General features: G+C 68.5%; 19 protein-coding genes. 9 read left to right on the top strand and 10 right to left on the bottom strand.

The window, feature by feature from the left end:
• Position 1: 1 nt before the first annotated feature.
• Positions 2 to 772: a phosphoribosylformylglycinamidine synthase subunit PurQ gene (purQ, locus tag ACTWQD_RS03240; RefSeq protein ID WP_443194746.1), complete on the top strand. Its 771-nt coding sequence runs from the start codon at positions 2 to 4 to the stop codon at positions 770 to 772.
• A complete protein-coding gene (gene purL / locus ACTWQD_RS03235; RefSeq protein ID WP_443194745.1) occupies positions 769 to 3,108 on the top strand; it encodes a phosphoribosylformylglycinamidine synthase subunit PurL in 2,340 nt (779 codons plus the stop codon). The genes purQ and purL overlap by 4 nt, the downstream gene beginning before the upstream one ends.
• A gap of 91 nt (positions 3,109 to 3,199) precedes the next feature.
• On the opposite strand, the gene ACTWQD_RS03230 is transcribed toward purL, so the two are convergent.
• From ACTWQD_RS03230 to ACTWQD_RS03205, 6 genes are all read right to left on the bottom strand, one after another.
• Positions 3,200 to 3,493, bottom strand: a complete 294-nt coding sequence (locus ACTWQD_RS03230) for a DUF503 domain-containing protein (protein ID WP_443194744.1) — start codon at positions 3,491 to 3,493, stop codon at positions 3,200 to 3,202.
• A gap of 12 nt (positions 3,494 to 3,505) precedes the next feature.
• Positions 3,506 to 3,823 carry a putative quinol monooxygenase gene (locus ACTWQD_RS03225; protein ID WP_443194743.1) on the bottom strand — a complete coding sequence of 106 codons (318 nt, stop codon included), beginning with the start codon at positions 3,821 to 3,823 and terminating at the stop codon, positions 3,506 to 3,508.
• A 127-nt stretch (positions 3,824 to 3,950) separates the two neighbouring features.
• Positions 3,951 to 4,553, bottom strand: a complete 603-nt coding sequence (locus ACTWQD_RS03220; protein WP_443194742.1) for a hypothetical protein — start codon at positions 4,551 to 4,553, stop codon at positions 3,951 to 3,953.
• An 18-nt stretch (positions 4,554 to 4,571) separates the two neighbouring features.
• Complete coding sequence (locus ACTWQD_RS03215) at positions 4,572 to 5,150, bottom strand: DUF1990 family protein (RefSeq protein WP_443194741.1); 579 nt, start codon at positions 5,148 to 5,150, stop codon at positions 4,572 to 4,574.
• Positions 5,150 to 5,560 (bottom strand): MmcQ/YjbR family DNA-binding protein, encoded by a 411-nt coding sequence (locus ACTWQD_RS03210; RefSeq protein WP_443194740.1) that lies wholly within the window; start codon positions 5,558 to 5,560, stop codon positions 5,150 to 5,152. Before ACTWQD_RS03210 ends, ACTWQD_RS03215 begins: the two co-directional genes overlap by 1 nt.
• A gap of 63 nt (positions 5,561 to 5,623) precedes the next feature.
• Complete coding sequence (locus ACTWQD_RS03205; protein WP_443194739.1) at positions 5,624 to 6,049, bottom strand: CoA-binding protein; 426 nt, start codon at positions 6,047 to 6,049, stop codon at positions 5,624 to 5,626.
• Between the two features lie 381 nt (positions 6,050 to 6,430).
• Between ACTWQD_RS03205 and ACTWQD_RS03200 the strand changes: the two genes are divergently transcribed.
• From ACTWQD_RS03200 to ACTWQD_RS03170, 7 genes are all read left to right on the top strand, one after another.
• A complete protein-coding gene (locus ACTWQD_RS03200; RefSeq protein WP_443194738.1) occupies positions 6,431 to 7,270 on the top strand; it encodes an ABC transporter ATP-binding protein in 840 nt (279 codons plus the stop codon).
• Positions 7,271 to 7,395: 125 nt separating this feature from the next.
• Entirely contained in the window at positions 7,396 to 8,439 is a 1,044-nt protein-coding gene (locus ACTWQD_RS03195) for an aliphatic sulfonate ABC transporter substrate-binding protein (RefSeq protein WP_443194737.1), read from the top strand.
• A complete protein-coding gene (locus tag ACTWQD_RS03190; protein WP_443194736.1) occupies positions 8,439 to 9,350 on the top strand; it encodes an ABC transporter permease in 912 nt (303 codons plus the stop codon). Before ACTWQD_RS03195 ends, ACTWQD_RS03190 begins: the two co-directional genes overlap by 1 nt.
• Positions 9,341 to 11,455, top strand: a complete 2,115-nt coding sequence (locus ACTWQD_RS03185) for an acetate--CoA ligase (protein ID WP_443194735.1) — start codon at positions 9,341 to 9,343, stop codon at positions 11,453 to 11,455. Before ACTWQD_RS03190 ends, ACTWQD_RS03185 begins: the two co-directional genes overlap by 10 nt.
• Positions 11,452 to 12,639 (top strand): dimethylsulfone monooxygenase SfnG, encoded by a 1,188-nt coding sequence (gene sfnG, locus ACTWQD_RS03180; protein WP_443194734.1) that lies wholly within the window; start codon positions 11,452 to 11,454, stop codon positions 12,637 to 12,639. The genes ACTWQD_RS03185 and sfnG overlap by 4 nt, the downstream gene beginning before the upstream one ends.
• Positions 12,639 to 13,997 carry an O-acetylhomoserine aminocarboxypropyltransferase/cysteine synthase family protein gene (locus tag ACTWQD_RS03175; protein ID WP_443194733.1) on the top strand — a complete coding sequence of 453 codons (1,359 nt, stop codon included), beginning with the start codon at positions 12,639 to 12,641 and terminating at the stop codon, positions 13,995 to 13,997. The genes sfnG and ACTWQD_RS03175 overlap by 1 nt, the downstream gene beginning before the upstream one ends.
• On the top strand, positions 13,994 to 14,488 hold the full coding sequence (locus tag ACTWQD_RS03170) for a CoA-binding protein (protein ID WP_443194732.1): 495 nt from the start codon (positions 13,994 to 13,996) through the stop codon (positions 14,486 to 14,488). Before ACTWQD_RS03175 ends, ACTWQD_RS03170 begins: the two co-directional genes overlap by 4 nt.
• 101 nt (positions 14,489 to 14,589) lie before the next feature.
• On the opposite strand, the gene ACTWQD_RS03165 is transcribed toward ACTWQD_RS03170, so the two are convergent.
• The 4 genes from ACTWQD_RS03165 to ACTWQD_RS03150 all read right to left on the bottom strand — a co-directional run bounded on the left by ACTWQD_RS03165 (position 14,590) and on the right by ACTWQD_RS03150 (position 18,125).
• Positions 14,590 to 15,363: a hypothetical protein gene (locus tag ACTWQD_RS03165; RefSeq protein WP_443194731.1), complete on the bottom strand. Its 774-nt coding sequence runs from the start codon at positions 15,361 to 15,363 to the stop codon at positions 14,590 to 14,592.
• The gene (locus ACTWQD_RS03160; protein ID WP_443194730.1) at positions 15,360 to 15,908 is read right to left on the bottom strand and encodes an RNA polymerase sigma factor; all 549 of its coding nucleotides are present in this window, start codon (positions 15,906 to 15,908) and stop codon (positions 15,360 to 15,362) included. The genes ACTWQD_RS03165 and ACTWQD_RS03160 overlap by 4 nt, the downstream gene beginning before the upstream one ends.
• A gap of 88 nt (positions 15,909 to 15,996) precedes the next feature.
• Entirely contained in the window at positions 15,997 to 16,512 is a 516-nt protein-coding gene (locus ACTWQD_RS03155; protein WP_443194729.1) for a hypothetical protein, read from the bottom strand.
• A gap of 323 nt (positions 16,513 to 16,835) precedes the next feature.
• Complete coding sequence (locus ACTWQD_RS03150) at positions 16,836 to 18,125, bottom strand: adenylosuccinate synthase (protein ID WP_443194728.1); 1,290 nt, start codon at positions 18,123 to 18,125, stop codon at positions 16,836 to 16,838.
• Positions 18,126 to 18,167 lie beyond the last annotated feature (42 nt).

Raw genomic sequence — 18,167 nt, 5'->3', positions numbered from 1 at the left:
GATGACTGAACTCCCCCTGATCGGCGAGGCAGTCGCCGTCGCGGCCCACGGTTCTGATGTTCGCCAGCTCGCGGGTGCGAAGATCGGCGTCGTCACCTTCCCCGGCACCCTGGATGACCGCGACGCCGTCCGTGCGGTCCGCCTGGCCGGCGCCACCCCGGTGGCGCTCTGGCACGCGGACACCACCCTCGGCGACGTCGACGCCGTCGTCATTCCCGGCGGTTTTTCCTACGGCGACTACCTCCGCGCCGGCGCCATCTCGCGGTTCGCTCCGCTGATGTCCAAGATCATCGACGCCGCCAATTCGGACGCCAGGCTGCCCGTCCTGGGCATCTGCAACGGTTTCCAGATCCTCACGGAGTCCCACCTGCTGCCGGGTTCGATGATCAAGAACGACCACCTGAAGTTCATGTGCCGCGACCAGGTGCTGCGCGTGGAGAACAACACCACGGCCTGGACCGGCGACTATGCTGCAGGCCAGGAAATCACGGTGCCGCTGAAGAACCAGGACGGCCAGTACATCGCCGACGAGAAGACCCTGGATGCCCTGGAGGCCGAGGGCCGCGTGGTGTTCCGCTACGTCGGCTGGAACCCGAACGGCTCCCGCCGCGACATCGCCGGCATCTCCAACCCCGCGGGCAACGTGGTGGGGCTCATGCCGCACCCCGAGCACGCCGTGGAGGCGGGCTTTGGCCCAGAGGAAGGCTCCGGCACCGAAGGCCTTGGCTTCTTCACCTCTGTCCTGAACAAGATCGTGGGAGACAACAAATGACGGAGACGACGACCGGCCGGACGGCAGGCACCGCCGCCGAGACCAAGAAGTTCAACATCGACACCGTCGAGAACGCGGCCAAGACCCCGGACGTGGAGCTCCCCTGGGCCGAGCTGGGCCTGAAGCAGAACGAGTTCGACGAGGTGGTCAAGGTCCTGGGCCGCCGCCCCACCGGCGCCGAGCTGGCCATGTACTCCGTGATGTGGAGCGAGCACTGCTCCTACAAGTCCTCCAAGAACCACCTGCGCCAGTTCGGCGAAAAGGTGACCGACGAGATGAAGAAGGACATGCTGGTGGGCATCGGCGAAAACGCCGGTGTCACGAACCTGGGCGACGGCTGGGCCGTGACGTTCAAGATCGAGTCCCACAACTCGCCGTCGTTCGTTGAGCCCTACCAGGGTGCCGCCACCGGCATCGGCGGCATTGTCCGCGACATCATCTCCATGGGCGCCCGCCCGGTCGCGGTCATGGATCCGCTGCGTTTCGGCGCCATCGACCACCCGGACACGGCGCGTGTGATGCACGGCGCGGTGGCCGGCATCGGCGGCTACGGCAACTCGCTCGGCCTGCCGAACATCGGCGGCGAAATGGTCTTCGATTCCGTCTACCAGGGCAACCCGCTGGTCAACGCCCTCGCGGTCGGCGTCATGCGCCACGAGGACATCCGCCTCGCCAACGCCTCCGGCAAGGGCAACAAGGTGGTGCTGTTCGGCGCCCGCACCGGCGGCGACGGCATCGGCGGAGCTTCCGTGCTGGCCTCGGAGTCGTTTGACGACACCAAGCCGTCCAAGCGCCCCGCCGTCCAGGTGGGCGACCCCTTCGCCGAGAAGGTCCTGATCGAGTGCTGCCTGGAGCTGTTCAAGGGCTCCCTGGTGGAGGGCATCCAGGACCTCGGCGCGGCGGGCATTTCCTGCGCCACGTCCGAGCTCGCCTCCAACGGCGACGGTGGCATGCAGGTCGAGCTGACCTCGGTGCTGCTCCGCGACCCCACCCTGACCCCGGGCGAAATCCTGATGTCCGAGTCGCAGGAACGCATGATGGCCGTGGTCACCCCGGAGAACATCGCCGCGTTTGAAGCGGTCATGGACAAGTGGGCTGTGGAGTACTCGTGGCTGGGCGAAGTCACGGACACCGGCCGCCTGATCATCACGTGGGAAGGCGAAGTCATTGTCGACGTCGACCCGCGCACCGTTGCCCACGACGGCCCGGTTTACGACCGGCCGTACGCCCGCCCCGAGTGGCAGGACGCGGTCCAGGCCGATTCCTTCACCGGCTCCGTGCAGGACGCCGGCCGCCCCTCCGCACCCGCGGAACTGGCCGCCGCCGTTACCGAGCTCGTCGCCTCGCCGAACATGTGCAGCAAGGCCTGGATCACGCAGCAGTACGACCGCTACGTCGGCGGCAATACCGCCATGGCGTTCCCGGACGACGCCGGCGTGGTTCGCGTGGACGAGGAAACCGGCCTGGGCGTCGCCCTGGCCACCGACGCGAACGGCCGCTACACCTACCTCGATCCGTACCACGGCGCGCAGCTGGCACTGGCCGAGGCGTACCGCAACGTGGCCACCTCCGGCGCCGTGCCCATGGCCGTCAGCGACTGCCTGAACTTCGGCTCCCCGGAGGATCCGGACGTCATGTGGCAGCTCGCCGAAGCCATCCGCGGCCTGTCCGACGCCTGCATGGTGCTCGGCATCCCGGTCACCGGCGGCAACGTCTCGCTGTACAACCAGACCGGCACCACGCCCATCCACCCCTCGCCCGTCGTGGCAGTGCTGGGCAAGTTCGACGACGTCGCACGCCGCACGCCGTCGGGCTGGAAGGAAGACGGCCAGGCCATCTACCTGCTCGGCACGACGGCGGCGGAACTGGACGGCTCGGAATGGTCCAACATGCGCGGACACCTCGGCGGCCTGCCGCCGAAGGTTGACCTCGCCGCGGAACGTGCCCTGGGTGAAATCCTGATCAACGCCTCCCGCGACGGCATGGTGGACGCCGCGCACGACCTCTCCGAAGGCGGCCTCGCGGCTGCGCTCGTGGAGTCCTCGCTGCGCTACGGCGTGGGGGCACGGATCGCGCTCCAGGACGTCCTGGACCGCGATGGGGTGGACCTGTTCACGGCGCTGTTCTCCGAGACGCAGGGCCGCGCGATCGTGTCCGTGCCCCGCTCCGAGGAGATCCGGTTCACGGACATGTGCACCGCACGCGGCTTTGCGCACGCCCGGATCGGCGTGGTGGACGCCGAGGGCGGCACGCTGGAAATCACCGGCGTCGAGACCCTGGACCTTGCGGCGCTCCGCGAAGCCCACGAGGCGACCCTGCCGAAGTACTTCGCCTAGTCCCCACCCGCCGCCGCAGAGAGCAACGCGGGGTCACTTACCGCCCATAAATCCCCTCGGGATGGGCGGTAAGTGACCCCGCGTTGATGTTTTAATCGTCGCTGCGGAGTTCCCTCTGGCGGGCGCTGAGCAGTTCGAGTTCCGGACGTGCGGCGACAAAACGTTCGACGGCGGCCAGCACCTCAACGAGGTGCGCCCGGTCCGCTGCGACCAGCCCGACGCCGATCACGGTGCGACGGTACTGGTGGTGCAGGCCGGCCTCGGTCACGGAGACGTCGAAGCGGCGCTTGAGCTCGGCAAGCACCGGGCGCACGACGGAGCGTTTCTCCTTCAGGCTGTGGACGTCACCAAGGAGGACGTCGAACTCGATCCACCCGATCCACATGGGTCGGGGCTCCTAGATGGTCAGTTCGCCCATGCGGTCCCAGCCGTCGCCGTCGAGCTGGCGGCTGATGATGTGCGGGGTCTCGGCCAGGGCCTGGGGCATGTCCGCCATGGCCTGCTTGAAGTGGGCGCTGTTGACGTGGTCGCCCGCGGCGTCGTCCTTGAAGGCCTCGACGAGTACGAACTCATTGGGATCGTCCACGCTGCGGGACCAGTCGAACCAGAGGTTGCCCGGTTCCTGCCGGGTGGCCTGGGTGAAGCCGTCCACAATGCCCAGCCAGCGGTCGGTCCAGTCGGGCTTGACCTTGAATTTAACGACGATGAAGATCACTTCGGATGCCTTTCGGTGCGGCGGTCGGGGTTTCCATTGTTGCAACACGTCAACGCGGGGTCACATCCGGCCGGTCGGAGGGGGCGGGATGGGCGCGGAATGACCCCGCGTTGCAGCTGTGGCGGGGTCAGCAGGTGCGGATCGCCTCGCGGGCCAGTTCCTGCTGGCGCGGGGTGCCGATCCGTTCCGCCCACTGTTCAGCGAGCTGGAACTCCACCATCGCCTCCGTGCAGCGCCCCGCATCGTGCAGCGTCCAGCCCAGGTTGTTGTGCAGGGCCACCAGCCAGCGCCGGGTCCGGTCGTCGCGGACCGTCGAAGCGTACTCCAGCGCGCTGCGCGTCCAGGTCTCGGTGTGCGCCGCATCCGCGATGGCCAGCATGTGCAGCGCGTCCACGGCCAGGAACTCCTCGCCCAGGTGGTCGCTGAGTTCGGCGGCCTGTTCAAACAGGGGCACGGCCATTTCCGCGTGGCCGCTGGAATTCAGCAGCCGGCCGCGTTCCAGGAGGACCCGGACGGCGACGGTGGGCTCATCGCCGTCGATCGCGTCCAGCAGCGCGTCGGCTTCCTCATACCGGCCCTGCAGCCCGATGGCACGGCCCACCTGGGTCTGCAGTTCGGCGCATTCATCGGCGTCGTAGGCCGGATCCGCGGCGGCCGCCCGGAACCGGGCCTCGGAAAGGGCGGGATCTTCAAAGTTCCACAAACGGTCAAGGGTCTCTTGGTTCAGCATCCACCTGCTCCTGCTCAGTCAACCTGCGGCCAGTTCCCGTGCACTCCTAAGGTATCGGGAAGTGACACGCCGCCGCGCCCAGGCTGTCACGGCGCCGCCGGCCTCGTAGAACCAGTTGGCGGGCGCCGCGACGGCCGTGACCGTGATCATTACCCGGTCCCGCGCGTCGAGTGAGATGACGAACGATTCCTCGCCCCGGACCGGGTGCCCGGGCAACGTGCCATAGCCGAAACCCGCCCACTGCGGCCCGCCGCCCGGCACCGGACCGCGCACCCACACCACCTCGCAAGGGGCAGGGATCCGGAAGGGCCCAACCCCGAAGCCATTCACCACGCGCGCGCCGGCGACAACAACGCCGGTTTCAGCCCGGACGCGCAGGCCGGCCCGGCGGTGCAGTTCCCAGGTCAGCAGCCCCTGCACGGCGCGCCGGTACGCCGCTTCGCCGTCGCCGATCCATTCTTGGGCGCCCAGGTGCTCGAAGCCCTCGGGTACCGCACCGTTCCCGACGTCGGTCGGGACACGCCCACCGGCAGCCGGCTCGGTGCAGCCGATCCCGGGGTAGTTCAGCTCGCCGGCCGCAATCCGCGGGGCTTCCATCAGGGCAGCTCTCCGCCGGCCAGCCGCGCCCAGCCCAGCTGCTCCTGCTGGCGCCGGGTCAGCGACGCCACCACCAGGTCATAGGAGTCCTCCACCAGGTCGCGGATCATCGCGTCCGGAAGGTCCCCGTCCAGTCGCACGCCGTTCCAGTGTCTCTTGTTCAGATGCCACGCCCCGGTGATCTCCGGGTGGGCGGCGCGCAGCTGCTCGGCCAGCGCCGGCTCGCATTTCAGGCTCACCGCAAAATCGTCCGGATCCATGGCGGACAATGCGAACATTTTGGCCGCGTGGCGGGTCCCGCCGGATACCGCTGACCGCACTTTGAACACCGATGTGTCCGGGCCGAACGGGAAGTCTTCGAAGGCGCCGGGGAATCCCAGGCAGATGGCCCGGAGCGCAGCTACATCCATGGTTCGAGCCTACCCGGCGCCCCGGTCGGGGTGCAGGGGTGCGCCGTCGCGAAGGAACAGCGGTCAGAGACCGAACCGGGGGGCGTCCTGCGCCGGGCAGGCGTTCATGATGACGTCCAGTCCGGCGGCCTTCGCCCGGGCAGCGGCGGCTTCATCGATGACGCCCAGCTGCATCCACACCGCCTTCGCGCCGACGGCGATGGCTTGGTCCACCACGGCCCCCACCTTGTGGGAGTTCACAAAGCAGTCGACGACGTCGATCGGCTGCTTCCCGGCGGGGATGTCGGACAGTGCGGCGTAGCCGGTTTCGCCGTGCACGGGGTCGGCGGGCAGGTTCACCGGAATGATCTCCATGCCCAGCCGGTCACGGATGAACAGCGATGTGTCATACGCGGCCCGCCACTGGTTGGTGGACAGGCCGACAATGGCCCACCGCCCCCTCGTGCGCAGGAGCTTTTCGAGGACTGCCGGATCGTTGACATGGGCCATACGCACAGCCTAGCGGCCCGGTGCCGGCCAAGGGCCACGCGGGTCCGGGCTCTCCCCCGCCCGCGCACCCGCGCACCCGAGCCGCCCGCGCACCCGCGGCGAATTTATGACTGCCACCCGGACCGGAGCGACGGCCGGACCGAATATTACGCAGGAAAACATGCCAGTTTGGGAAAAAGCCCCATTTCCGTTTTAGTAGGAAGCGACCATCCCGAGCGGCCGAGAGACCTGGATCGATGAAGCCGCAGCAACCCTGGTCGCCGTCATCCGTCCCTGGATGCCGGCGATAGCAAGGTATGAGCCAAGGGACCCGCCGGACTGACCACCCGGATCAAGGCTCATTCCGTAGGGTGCTACTGCCAGGACCGATGGAGTATCCCTATGACTGCTGTCCTGTCCTCCTCCGCGCCCGCGGCGTCCTCGCACGCCGCCGCCGGAGCCACCCGCACCCCGGCGCTGCCGGTTGCCTTCCGCTCGCTGGGCCGCACGTTCGGCACCGGCGCAGAAGCCCACACCGTCCTGCGCGACGTGGACACCCACATCCGCGCCGGCGAGGTCCTGGCCATCCTGGGCACCTCCGGCTGCGGCAAGTCCACGCTGCTCCGGGCCGCGGCCGGGCTCGATTCCCCCACCGCCGGCAGCGTCGAAATTGACGGCACCCCGGTCCAGGGCATTGACTCCCGCTGCGCCTTCGCCTTCCAGGAGCCGCGCCTCCTGCCGTGGCACACCCTGCAGGCCAACATCGCGATCGGCCTGCCCGCCGGCATCAGCGCCAGGGACGGTAAGGCGAAGGTGGCCCGGCTGCTGGACCTCGTGGGCCTCACGGATTTCGCCAAACACCGCCCCCGCGAAATTTCCGGCGGGATGGCCCAGCGCGCCTCCCTCGCCCGGGCCCTCGCCCGGAACCCCGGCGTCCTGCTCCTCGACGAACCTTTCGGTGCCCTGGATGCACTGACCCGGATCAAGATGCAGGACCTGCTGCTGGACATCCACCGTGCCGAGCCCACCACGGTGCTGCTGGTCACGCACGACGTCGACGAGGCCCTCCGGCTCGCGGACCGCATCATCGTCCTGGGCAAGGACGGCGACAGCGGGCGTGCCGGCGCGACGATCGTGCACACCGTCGCCGTCCCCGGCGAGCGCCCGCGCGACCGCGGTTCCGTGGAACTGGCCCGCCTGCGGGCCACGCTCCTGGCGACGCTCGGCGTCGACGGCCACTAACCGCCCCCAGCGGCCCCTCGGGTTCACCGCCGTCGCACGTGCCCCGGCTGCACGTCCCGGACACCCCTTCCCCTTTCCCAGCTTCCCCCGCATCTCTCCATTCCTTCAGCCCCCAAAGGAGCACCATGCCGTTCGCCCGCAAAGCCACCCGCCGCTCGGTCCTCGGCGCCGCCGCCGTCTCCGCCGCCCTGGCCCTCACCGGCTGCGTCGCAGGGGAAGGCTCCGGCGGGACCCCCGCGGCAAACGCCGCCGTCGAGGGCGGCACGCTCAACATCGACTTCGCCACCTACAACCCGCTCAGCCTGGTGATCAAGGAAAAAGGCTGGCTGGAGGCCTCCCTGAAGGACCAGGGCGTCACCGTCAACTGGGTCCAGTCCGCGGGGTCCAACAAGGCCAACGAGGCGCTGCGCTCCGGCGCGATCGACGTCGGCTCCACCGCCGGGTCCGCCGCGCTGCTGGCCCGCGCCAACGGATCGCCGATCAGGACCATCGACATCTACTCCCAGCCGGAATGGGCAGCCCTGGTGGCCAAGGACTCCTCCGGCATCGCCGCCGTGGCCGACCTCAAGGGCAAGTCCGTCGCCGCGACCAAGGGCACCGACCCCTACTTCTTCCTGCTGCAGTCCCTCGCCGAGGCCGGCGTCTCCGCAAAGGACGTCACGGTGCAGAACCTGCAGCACGCGGACGGGCGCGCCGCGCTGGAAAACGGCTCGGTGGATGCCTGGTCAGGCCTGGACCCGATCATGGCCGGCGCAGAGCAAAAGGGCGCCAAGCTGTTCTACCGGAACCTTTCGTTCAACACCTACGGCTTCCTGAACGCCACGGAATCCTTCCTGACGAACAAGCCGCAGCAGGCACAGGCCGTGGTCAACGCTTATGAGAAGGCCCGCGCCTGGGCCGCCGCGAACCCGGACGAGACGGCGAAGATCCTCGCCGACGTCGCCGGCCTCGACCTCGCCGTCGCGAAGACCGTGGTGCTGGAGCGCAGCAACCTCGACGTCGATCCGGCACCCGGCGACGCGCAGCGCAAGGTTCTGGCGAAGATCGGCCCCACGTTCGTGGAGACCGGCGATGTGGCCAGCCAGCAGCAGATCGACGACGCCGTGGCCACCCTTCTTGATGACTCGCTGGTGAAGAAGGCGGATCCGTCCGCCATCAAGGATTCCTGATGCCGCACTCAGGAACCCCGCACTTCACCGGCACCACTGTTGCGGATGGGCGCGCTGCAGCCGCCCCCGCAACTACGGCAGACGCTGCCCGGCCGGGCTCGCCCGATTCGGGTCCGAGCGGCTCCCCGGCGAACGGATGGTCCCCCGCCGGGATCCTGGCCAACGGCTGGGCGCGTCTGCTCCTTGGATTGATCATTCCCGCCGCGGTGCTGGCCGCCTGGCAGCTGTCCACAGCGGCCGGGGCGTTCAGCGTGGTGCAGCTCCCGCCGCCGGCCATGGTGTTCGAGGCAGGCATCGACCTCCTCCAGCGCGGGCAGCTGGGCCAGCACATCGCCATCTCCACCCAGCGTGTGCTGATCGGCTTCGCCGCCGGCGCGGCCCTGGGCCTGGTGCTCGGCTCGCTGGTGGGCCTGTCCAAGGTTGCGGATGCCCTGCTGGCACCGACCATCGGCGCGCTCCGCGCCGTCCCGTCGCTTGCGTGGGTGCCGCTCCTTATCCTCTGGATGAAGATCGGCGAGGACTCCAAGGTCACCCTGATCCTCATCGGCGCGTTCTTCCCGGTGTTCACCACCGTCTCCCTCGCGCTGCGGCACGTGGACCGGAACCTGGTGGAAGCGGCCCGCGCCTTCGGGCTCAAGGGCGTGAAGCTGCTGACCACCGTCCAGCTTCCGGCCGTGGTTCCGGCCGTCTTCTCCGGCCTGCGGCTGGCCCTCGCCCAGGCGTGGCTGTTCCTTGTGGCCGCCGAACTCATCGCTTCCTCGATGGGCCTGGGCTTCCTGCTCACCGACTCCCAGAACAACGGCCGCACCGACCGGCTCCTGTTGGCCATCGTGCTGCTCGCCGTGATCGGAAAAACCACCGACGCCCTGCTGGGCCTCGCAGAGAAATGGGCGGTGAAACGATGGGCGTAACCACAGAAGCGGCGCCGGCCGTGATCCCGGCCGGCGCCCCGGCCACCGAAGCGGAACGCCTCGCGTTCTGGGAAGCAGCCGCACTCCGGCTCGACTGGGAAGAGGCGCCCGGGCAGGACCGGCCCTGGCACACCACCCACCGCCGCGTCCCGGCCGACGTCGGGGCCGGCCTCGGCCCGGACATCACCTGGTTCGCCGGCGGCCGGCTCAACGTCGCCACCAACTGCGTCGACCGCCATGTAGCGGCGGGACGCGGGAACAAAGTCGCCTTGCACTTCGAAGGCGAACCGGGCGACCGCCGCACCATCACCTACGCGGACCTCCAGCGCGAAGTCTCCAAGGCCGCCAACGCGCTCCTGGACCTCGGCATCACCAAGGGCGACCGGGTGGTGATCTACCTCCCGGTCCTCCCGGAAACCGTGATCATCACCCTGGCCGTGGCCCGGATCGGCGCCATCCACTCGCTGGTCTTCGGCGGTTTCTCAGCCGAGGCGCTCCGCTTCCGGGTGGAGGACACCGGCGCCAAACTCCTGGTCACCACGGACGGCCAGTTCCGCCGCGGCACCGCCGTGCCAGTGAAGGACAACGCGGATACCGCCGTGTCCGGGGACAACGCGATCGAACACGTCCTCGTGGTCAACCGGACCACGGCTCCGGAATTCCTGCACACCGTTCCCATGACGGCAGGCCGCGACGTGTGGTGGCACGACGCCGTCGGGCAGGCCTCCGACGTGCATGAAGCGGAAGCGTTCGATGCCGAGACGCCGCTGTTCATCATGTACACCTCCGGCACCACCGGAAAGCCAAAGGGCCTGGTGCACACCTCCGGCGGCTACCTCACACAGGCGTCCTGGAGCTTCGAACACCTCTTCAGCAACCCCGACCCCGCCCTGCGCGACCAGGACGTCCACTGGTGCACCGCCGACCTCGCCTGGGTCACGGCGCACACCTACGAGCTGTACGGGCCCCTGTCCAACGGCGCCACCCAGGTGATCTTCGAGGGCACCCCGAACACCCCGCACCCCGGCCGGCACTTCGAGATCATCGAACGCTACGGCGTCACCCAGTACTACACCGCGCCCACCCTGGTCCGGTCCCTCATGGGCTGGTTCCCCGACGGCGTCCCGGCCGGCTACGACCTTTCCTCCATCCGGCTGCTCGGCACTGTGGGTGAGGCCGTCAACCCCGAGGCCTGGCGCTGGCTGCGGGACAACGTGGGCGCCGGCACCGCGCCCGTGGTGGACACCTGGTGGCAGTCCGAAACCGGTGCCACCATCCTCTCCCCCGCCCCCACCGACACGACATTCAAGCCCGGCTGCGCGGCCCGCCCGCTGCCCGGCGTCAGCACCCGGATCGTGGACGACGCCGGCAACACCGTGCCGCCGGGCGTCCAGGGCTTTATTGTGGTGGACGCCCCCGGCCCCGCCATCGCCCGCACCGTGTGGGGCAACCCGCGGCGGTACTTCGACTCGTACTGGCGCCAGTACGCGGACCAGGGCTGGTTCCTCGCGGGCGACGGCGCCAAGTACGACGACGACGGCGACATCTGGATCCTGGGGCGGGTGGACGACACCCTCAACGTCTCCGGCCACCTGCTCTCCACGATCGAGATCGAATCGGCGCTCGTCGCCCACCCGGACGTGGTGGAGGCCGGCGTCTGCCCCGTCGCGGACCCGAAGACCGGCCACGCCATCGTCGCGTTCGTCGTACTTCGGGAATCGGCGGTTACCCCCTCCCGCCGCTTAGCGTTCACGGACTCCCCCGAGCTCGCAAGCTCGCCCGGGGACCCCGGTCCGATCACTTCACTCGCTCGTTCCTCGCTCGCGCGATGCGCGGCTACGGAGGGGGTTACCGCCGATTTGAAGGCTTGGGTCGGCGACAAGATCGGGCCGATCGCCAAGCCGCGCGACGTCGTCGTCGTTCCCGATGTGCCGAAGACCCGCAGCGGCAAAATCATGCGCCGGCTGCTGACCCAACTGTTCGAAGGAACCCCGCTCGGCGACACCACTTCCCTGCAGAACGAACCGTGCATCGCCGGCATCCAGTCCGTCCTTCGTGAACGCAACAACACCACCGCACCACCTGCAAGTAAGGAACTCCCATGACTGACAACAGCAACGTCGCCCGTCTTTCCGAACCGCTCAAGTTTGCCTACTGGGTCCCGAACGTCTCCGGCGGCCTGGTGGTCTCCACCATTGAACAGCGCACCGGCTGGGACTTTGAGTACAACAAGAAACTCGCCCAGATCGCCGAAAGCTCCGGCTTCGAGTACGCCCTCACCCAGACCCGCTACGCCGCTTCCTACGGCGCCGACAAGCAGCACGAGGCCACCTCGTTCAGCCTGGCGCTCCTGGCCGCCACAGAGCGGCTGAAGGTGATCGCCGCCGTCCACCCCGGCATGTGGCACCCCGGTGTGCTGGCGAAATACCTCATCACCGCGGACCACATCTCCAACGGCCGCGCCGCCGTGAACATTGTCTCGGGCTGGCTCAAGGCGGAGTTCGAAAACTTCGGCCTCGAATGGCTGGAGCACGACGAGCGCTACGTCCGCACGGAGGAATTCATCAAGGTCCTCCGCGGCCTGCTGACGGAAAAGAACTTCAGCCAGTCCGGCAAGTACTACAACATCACCGACTTCACCCTGCAGCCCGCCCCGGTGGACGTGCCGGGCCGGGCCCACCCCGACATCTTCTTCGGCGGCAACTCCACCGCCGCCCAGGCCACCGCCGGCCGGGTGGCGGACTGGTACTTCTCCAACGGCAAGGACCTGGAAGGCTTCAAGGAGAACATCGCCGGGGTGGTCGCCTCCGCCCGTGAGGCCGGCCGGGGCACCGGGGGCGCCCTGGCGGCCCCGAAATTTGGCCTCAACGGCTTCGTCATCGCCCGGGATTCTGAGAAGGAGGCCCGCGAGACCCTCCGTGAGATCGTGGCAAAGGCGCACAAGCCCGCCGTCGAAGGCTTCCGTGACGCGGTCCAGGAGGCCGGCGCGTCCACCAAGGACGGCAAGGGCATGTGGGCCGACTCCAGCTTCGAGGACCTGATCCAGTACAACGACGGGTTCAAGACCCAGCTGATCGGCACCCCCGAGCAGATCGCGGAACGAATCGTCGAGTACAAGAAGATCGGCGTGAACCTCCTCCTGACCTGCTACCTGCACTTCCAGGAGGAGGTGGCCGCGTTCGGTAAGGACATCCTGCCGATCGTCCGCGAACTCGAGGCCGACCTGGCCCGCAAACACGGCACCGAACTCGTCCCCACCCACCACACCAAGATCGAGGTGAACGCGTAATGGCTGACCGTACCTTCGGATTCCGCACCCGCGCACTGCACGCCGGGGGCACGCCCGACGCCGAGCACGGCGCCCGGGCCGTGCCGATTTACCAGACCACGTCCTTCGTGTTCAAGGACACCCAGGACGCCGCCAACCTCTTCGCGCTGCAGAAGTACGGCAACATCTACTCCCGGATCGGCAACCCCACCGTGGCCGCGTTCGAGGAGCGCATTGCGTCCCTGGAGGGCGGAATCGGCGCCGTGGCCACGTCCTCGGGCATGGCCGCGGAGTTCATCACCTTCGCCGCGCTGACCCAGTCCGGTGACCACATCGTCGCGGCCTCCCAGCTCTACGGCGGCACCGTGACCCAGCTGGACGTCACGCTGCGCCGCTTCGGGGTGGACACCACGTTCGTCCCCGGGACCGACCCCGCGGACTACGCCGCCGCGGTCCGGGAGAACACCAAGGCGATCTTCGTCGAGGTGGTGGCCAACCCGTCGTCGGAAGTCCAGGACCTGGAGGGGCTGGCCAAGGTGGCGCACGACGCCGGCATCCCGCTCGTGGTCGACGCCACCTTGAGCACCCCGTACCTCGTGCGGCCGATCGAGCACGGGGCGGACATCGTGATCCACTCCGCCACCAAGTTCCTCGGCGGGCACGGCACCACCCTCGGCGGCGTGATTGTCGAAAGCGGCCGGTTCGACTGGGGCAACGGCAAGTTCCCCGCCATGACCGAGCCCGTCGCGTCCTACGGCAACGTCTCCTGGTGGGGGAACTTCGGCGAGTACGGCTTCCTCACGAAGCTGCGCTGCGAGCAGCTGCGTGACATTGGCCCGGCGCTGTCCCCGCAGTCGGCGTTCCAGCTCCTGCAGGGCGTCGAGACCCTCCCGCAGCGCCTCGACGAGCACCTGCGGAACGCCCAGGCCGTGGCGGAATGGCTGGAGGCGGACGAGCGCGTGGCCTACGTAAACTTCTCCGGCCTGCCCTCGCACCCGCACTTCGAACGGGCCGCGAAGTACCTGCCGCTGGGCCCCGGTTCGGTGTTCTCCTTCGGCGTGAAGGGCGGCCGGGCCGCGGGACAGAAGTTCATCGAGTCCCTGCAGCTGGCCTCGCACCTGGCCAACGTCGGCGACTCAAGGACCCTGGTGATCCACCCCGGCTCCACCACCCACCAACAGCTCAGCCCGGAACAGCTCGAATCCGCGGGTGTCCCCGAGGACCTGGTCCGCATTTCGGTCGGGCTCGAGGACATCGAGGACATCCTGTGGGACCTCGACCAGGCCCTGGCCGCCGCGTCGGACGTCCCGGCCGACGGTGTATCCGCGGACACTGAACCCACTGAGGCAGAAACCTGCACGATCGGAGCGAACGCATGAGCACGCAAGAGCGGACTTGGACCGGGCCCTCGGCGCCGGAACGGCTGAACCTGCTGCGGCAGGCAAAGTCCATCGCGATTGTGGGCGCCTCGGACAAGCCGTCCCGCGCCAGCTACTTTGTGGCGACCTACCTGCAGTCCTCCACGCGCTACAAGGTGTATTTCGTCAACCCCGTGGTCAAGGAGATCCTGGGCGAACCCACGTACGCCTCGCTCGCGGACCTGCCGGAAAGCCCGGACATTGTTGACGTGTTCCGCAAGCATGATGACCTGCCGGGTGTCCTGGACGAGGCCGTCGCGGCCGGCGCCAAGACGCTGTGGCTGCAGCTGGGGTCGTGGCATGAGGACGTTGCCAAGGAAGCGGAGGCCGCCGGGCTCGACGTGGTCATGGACCGGTGCGTGAAGATTGAGCATGCCCGTTTCCACGGCGGCCTGCATCTGGCCGGGTTCGATACCGGCGTCATTTCCTCCAAGCGGCAGGTCCTGGCCTAGCCATCTCCGGGGCCCGGCTGCCGAACTCGCTGGAAACATGCGGGCTCGCCGTTTAATTACGGCGAGCCCGCACGTTTCCCGCGAACCGGCTGTCCGGCCGGCTAATTGCTGGGGAGTGTGGGGAGCACCGCGGGAAGCGTCGGCTCCGGCTTCGGATCCGACGGCGCACCCCGGTCTTTACCCGGCGCGGGGAGCCCAGGCACGCCCGGGCTGACGGGACGGCGCGGCGGGTCCGGAAGGACGCCGTCGCGTCCAACAGCTGGCGGAGTGGCGGCTCCGGGCGTCGCAGGAACGGCACCGGCGGAGCCGGGTGCCTTCGGCACGACGCCTGCCGCCGGAGGCGTGGCACCGCCCGGCACCTTTGCGGGCGCGGGAGCTGCCGGAAGGTCCGTCGGCGAGGGCCTGGCGGGTTCGGGCGCGACGTCGGGCGCCTCGTCGACCGGCTGCCAGATGATGCCCACGGTCTTGCTGACGCTGTCCCGGAAATCCTCGCTGGAGGCCGCCACAGCGCCGACCCCGAGTGTCATGGCGCCGATGACGGCGCCTCCGACGATCGCCAGCCTGCGCTTCCGGCCGCGGCGCTCGGTAAGGCTTACGACGCCGGCCGGCTGGTCCACCGCTGAGACGGCGGGCATCGCCGTCGTATCGGCCGCGACGGCAGGCATCATGGTGGTGGAGGCTTCTCTTGCCGCGCCGGCTCCCTGGCCGCCGGACAGGAGCGCGGCGAGGTCGGCGCGGGGCACCGGGGCCCGGTCCGGCACCAGGGCGCGCAGTTCCTCGAGTGAGCTGCGGAGTTCAGTGGAGGTCTCGAGCCCGGAATCACGGAGCATCGCGTGGATGCTGCCATCCTGCTGGGGGTCGCGTGTTCCGGTCATGATGCTGCGTGGTCCTTTTCGGTGACGAGTTCGCGCAGGGCGTTGAGCCCGCGACGCTGAAGCTGTTTGATGGCCCCCGGGGTTTTGTCCATGATGCGGGCCACCTGTTCGATGGAGAGGTCCGCGACAATCCGCAGGACCAAAACTTCCCGTTGCTCCTCATTGAGCAGGGAGAGGGAATCTGCAATCCCGCCCAGGGAGCCCAGCACCTCGTCCTCGGCGGACGCGGCGTACCGCGTGTCGTCCAGGGGATCGTACTCGGCCAGATGGGGGGTTCGTTCGGCCCGCCGGCGGTGGTCCACCAGGCGGGCGTGGGCCACGGAGAAGATGAAGGTCCGCAGCCCGCTGTGGCCGCCGGTGACTTTGGCCAGTTTCGGCAGGACGTCCACGAAGACGTCCTGTGTCAGGGCCTCGGCGTCATCCACGCCCCGGGCCCGGAAATAGCCGAGCACCGCGGGTGAAATGACGGTGTAGACAGCGCTGAATCCTGACGGGTCGCCAGCCAAGGCTGCTGACAATTCGTCGTCGCTTAGCTGTGCTGCCAAGTGGCTGTCCTTCCGGTTACTGCTGGGGTGCGGCCCCCGGCAAGTCTAGCGGCCGCACCCCGGGTGCCTCCAAGGAGGCGTTTGTTGCCTACTTGCTGCGCTCGGGAAGCTCGTCCGACGGCAGGGTCGGAACGCCCGGAACAGCGGGGGCGGCCGGAACGGCCGGAACGGCCGGGGTGCCCTTGGCGCCCGGAACGGCGGGAACGGCGGGAACAGCAACCGTCACGTGGGCCCCGGCCCGGGCAGCGACCTCGGCCTGGGCCGCGCCCTTGGCGTTGGCGGCACCCTCGGCGGAGACGGCGTCCTTGTCAGCGGCAACTTCTCCGGCGGCGGAGCCTTCGGTGCCTTCAATGTCTGACTCGCCCTCGGCGGAGCCATCAACGGACGGGGAAGCCGGAACCGCGGGGACGGCCGGCGTGGCGGGAAGTTCGGAAGTCGCCGGAACCTCGGGGGTTGCCGGGATGGCGGGCGTAGCGGGGGTCACTTCAGCTTGCTGGGTGTTCGAAACCTGGGCCGCGTTGGCCAGGCCGATACCGGAGAAGCCTCCGACCGCGAGAATCGCGGCGCCGACAGCAATCTTGGTGGTCTTGCTAACACTCTTCATATGAAACGTACATCCTTTGTTTTGTTTGAAGGCTGGCTGAGGCCTGATGGGGGCAGTCAACAGCCCGCGCTTTCAGTGGAAGGCTGGCCAGCGCCCGATGGGGGCGGGCGCTGGCCTGCACTTGCAGTGGAAGGACCGGCCGGAGTCCTGGTGGGGGGTCCATCCTCCGGCGGCGCTTACAGAGGGGTAATCGTCGGGGCGCGCCAAAAGGTTACGCACCCGGCGGAAGTTTTTTCGCCGGCGGGTTCCGGGCGTTAACCACGACGGCGGCGGGCCACCTTTGAAAGGTGACCCGCCGCCGTCGTGCGTCAGTTGGTAAAGCGTCAGTCGTTGATGAGGTCGTTGACCACAATCGTCTGGTCACGGTCCGGGCCGACGCCGATCGCCGAGAAGCGTGTGCCGGAGAGCTTCTCCAGGGCCAGGACGTAGTCTTTGGCGTTCTCCGGGAGATCGTCCAGGGTGCGGGCGCCGGTGATGTCCTCGGTCCAGCCCTCGAAGTACTCAAAGATGGGCTTCGCGTGGTGGAACTCGGTCTGGGTCATGGGCATTTCATCGTGCCGGACGCCGTCGACGTCGTAGGCCACGCAGACCGGGATCTGCTCGATGCCGGTGAGGACGTCCAGCTTGGTGACGAAGTAGTCCGTGAAGCCGTTGACGCGGGAGGCGTGGCGCGCCAGCACGGCGTCGTACCAGCCGCAGCGGCGCGGCCGGCCGGTATTGACGCCGAACTCGCCGCCGGTCTTCTGCAGGTACATGCCCATGTCATCGAACAGTTCCGTCGGGAACGGGCCTGCGCCGACGCGGGTGGTGTAGGCCTTGATGATGCCGATGGAGCGCGAGATGCGGGTGGGGCCGATGCCCGAGCCCACGGAGGCGCCGCCGGCAGTGGGGTTTGAGGAGGTCACGAACGGGTAGGTGCCGTGGTCAACGTCCAGGAACGTGGCCTGGCCGCCTTCCATGAGGACCACCTTGCCTTCGTCCAGCGCCGTGTTCAGCACATAGGTGCTGTCGATGACCAGTGGGCGGAGGCGTTCGGCGAAGGACAGGAAGTACTCCACGATCTCGTCCACCTCGATGTCGCGGCGGTTGTAGACCTTGACCAGCAGCTCGTTCTTCTGGCGCAGCGAACCTTCCACCTTCTGGCGCAGGATGGAGGCGTCAAAGACGTCCTGGACACGGATGCCGAGGCGGGCCACCTTGTCCATGTAAGCCGGGCCGATGCCGCGGCCCGTGGTGCCGATGGCGCGGCTCCCGAGGAAGCGCTCGGTGACCTTGTCCAGGACCTGGTGGTAGGGCGCCACGAGGTGGGCGTTGGCCGAGACGCGCAGCTTCGAGGTGTCGGCGCCGCGGGCTTCCAGCCCGTCGATCTCCTGGAACAGCGCCTCGAGGTTCACCACGCAGCCGTTGCCGATAATCGGAACCGCGTTGGGGCTCAGGATGCCGGCAGGAAGGAGCTTGAGCTCATACTTCTCACCGCCTACGACGACGGTGTGCCCGGCATTGTTGCCGCCGTTGGGCTTGACGACGTAGTCGACACGGCCCCCGAGCAGGTCAGTGGCCTTACCTTTGCCTTCGTCGCCCCACTGGGCTCCGACGATCACGATTGCTGGCATGGGATCCTCCCCCATTCGTTCGGGCTGAAGTCCGGGTGATGC

Source organism: Pseudarthrobacter sp. 1C304 (genome assembly GCF_052245515.1).
Lineage (GTDB): Bacteria > Actinomycetota > Actinomycetes > Actinomycetales > Micrococcaceae > Arthrobacter.
Note: the sequence above shows the minus strand (reverse complement) of the source record. Positions and strands in the feature narration are given on the sequence as shown.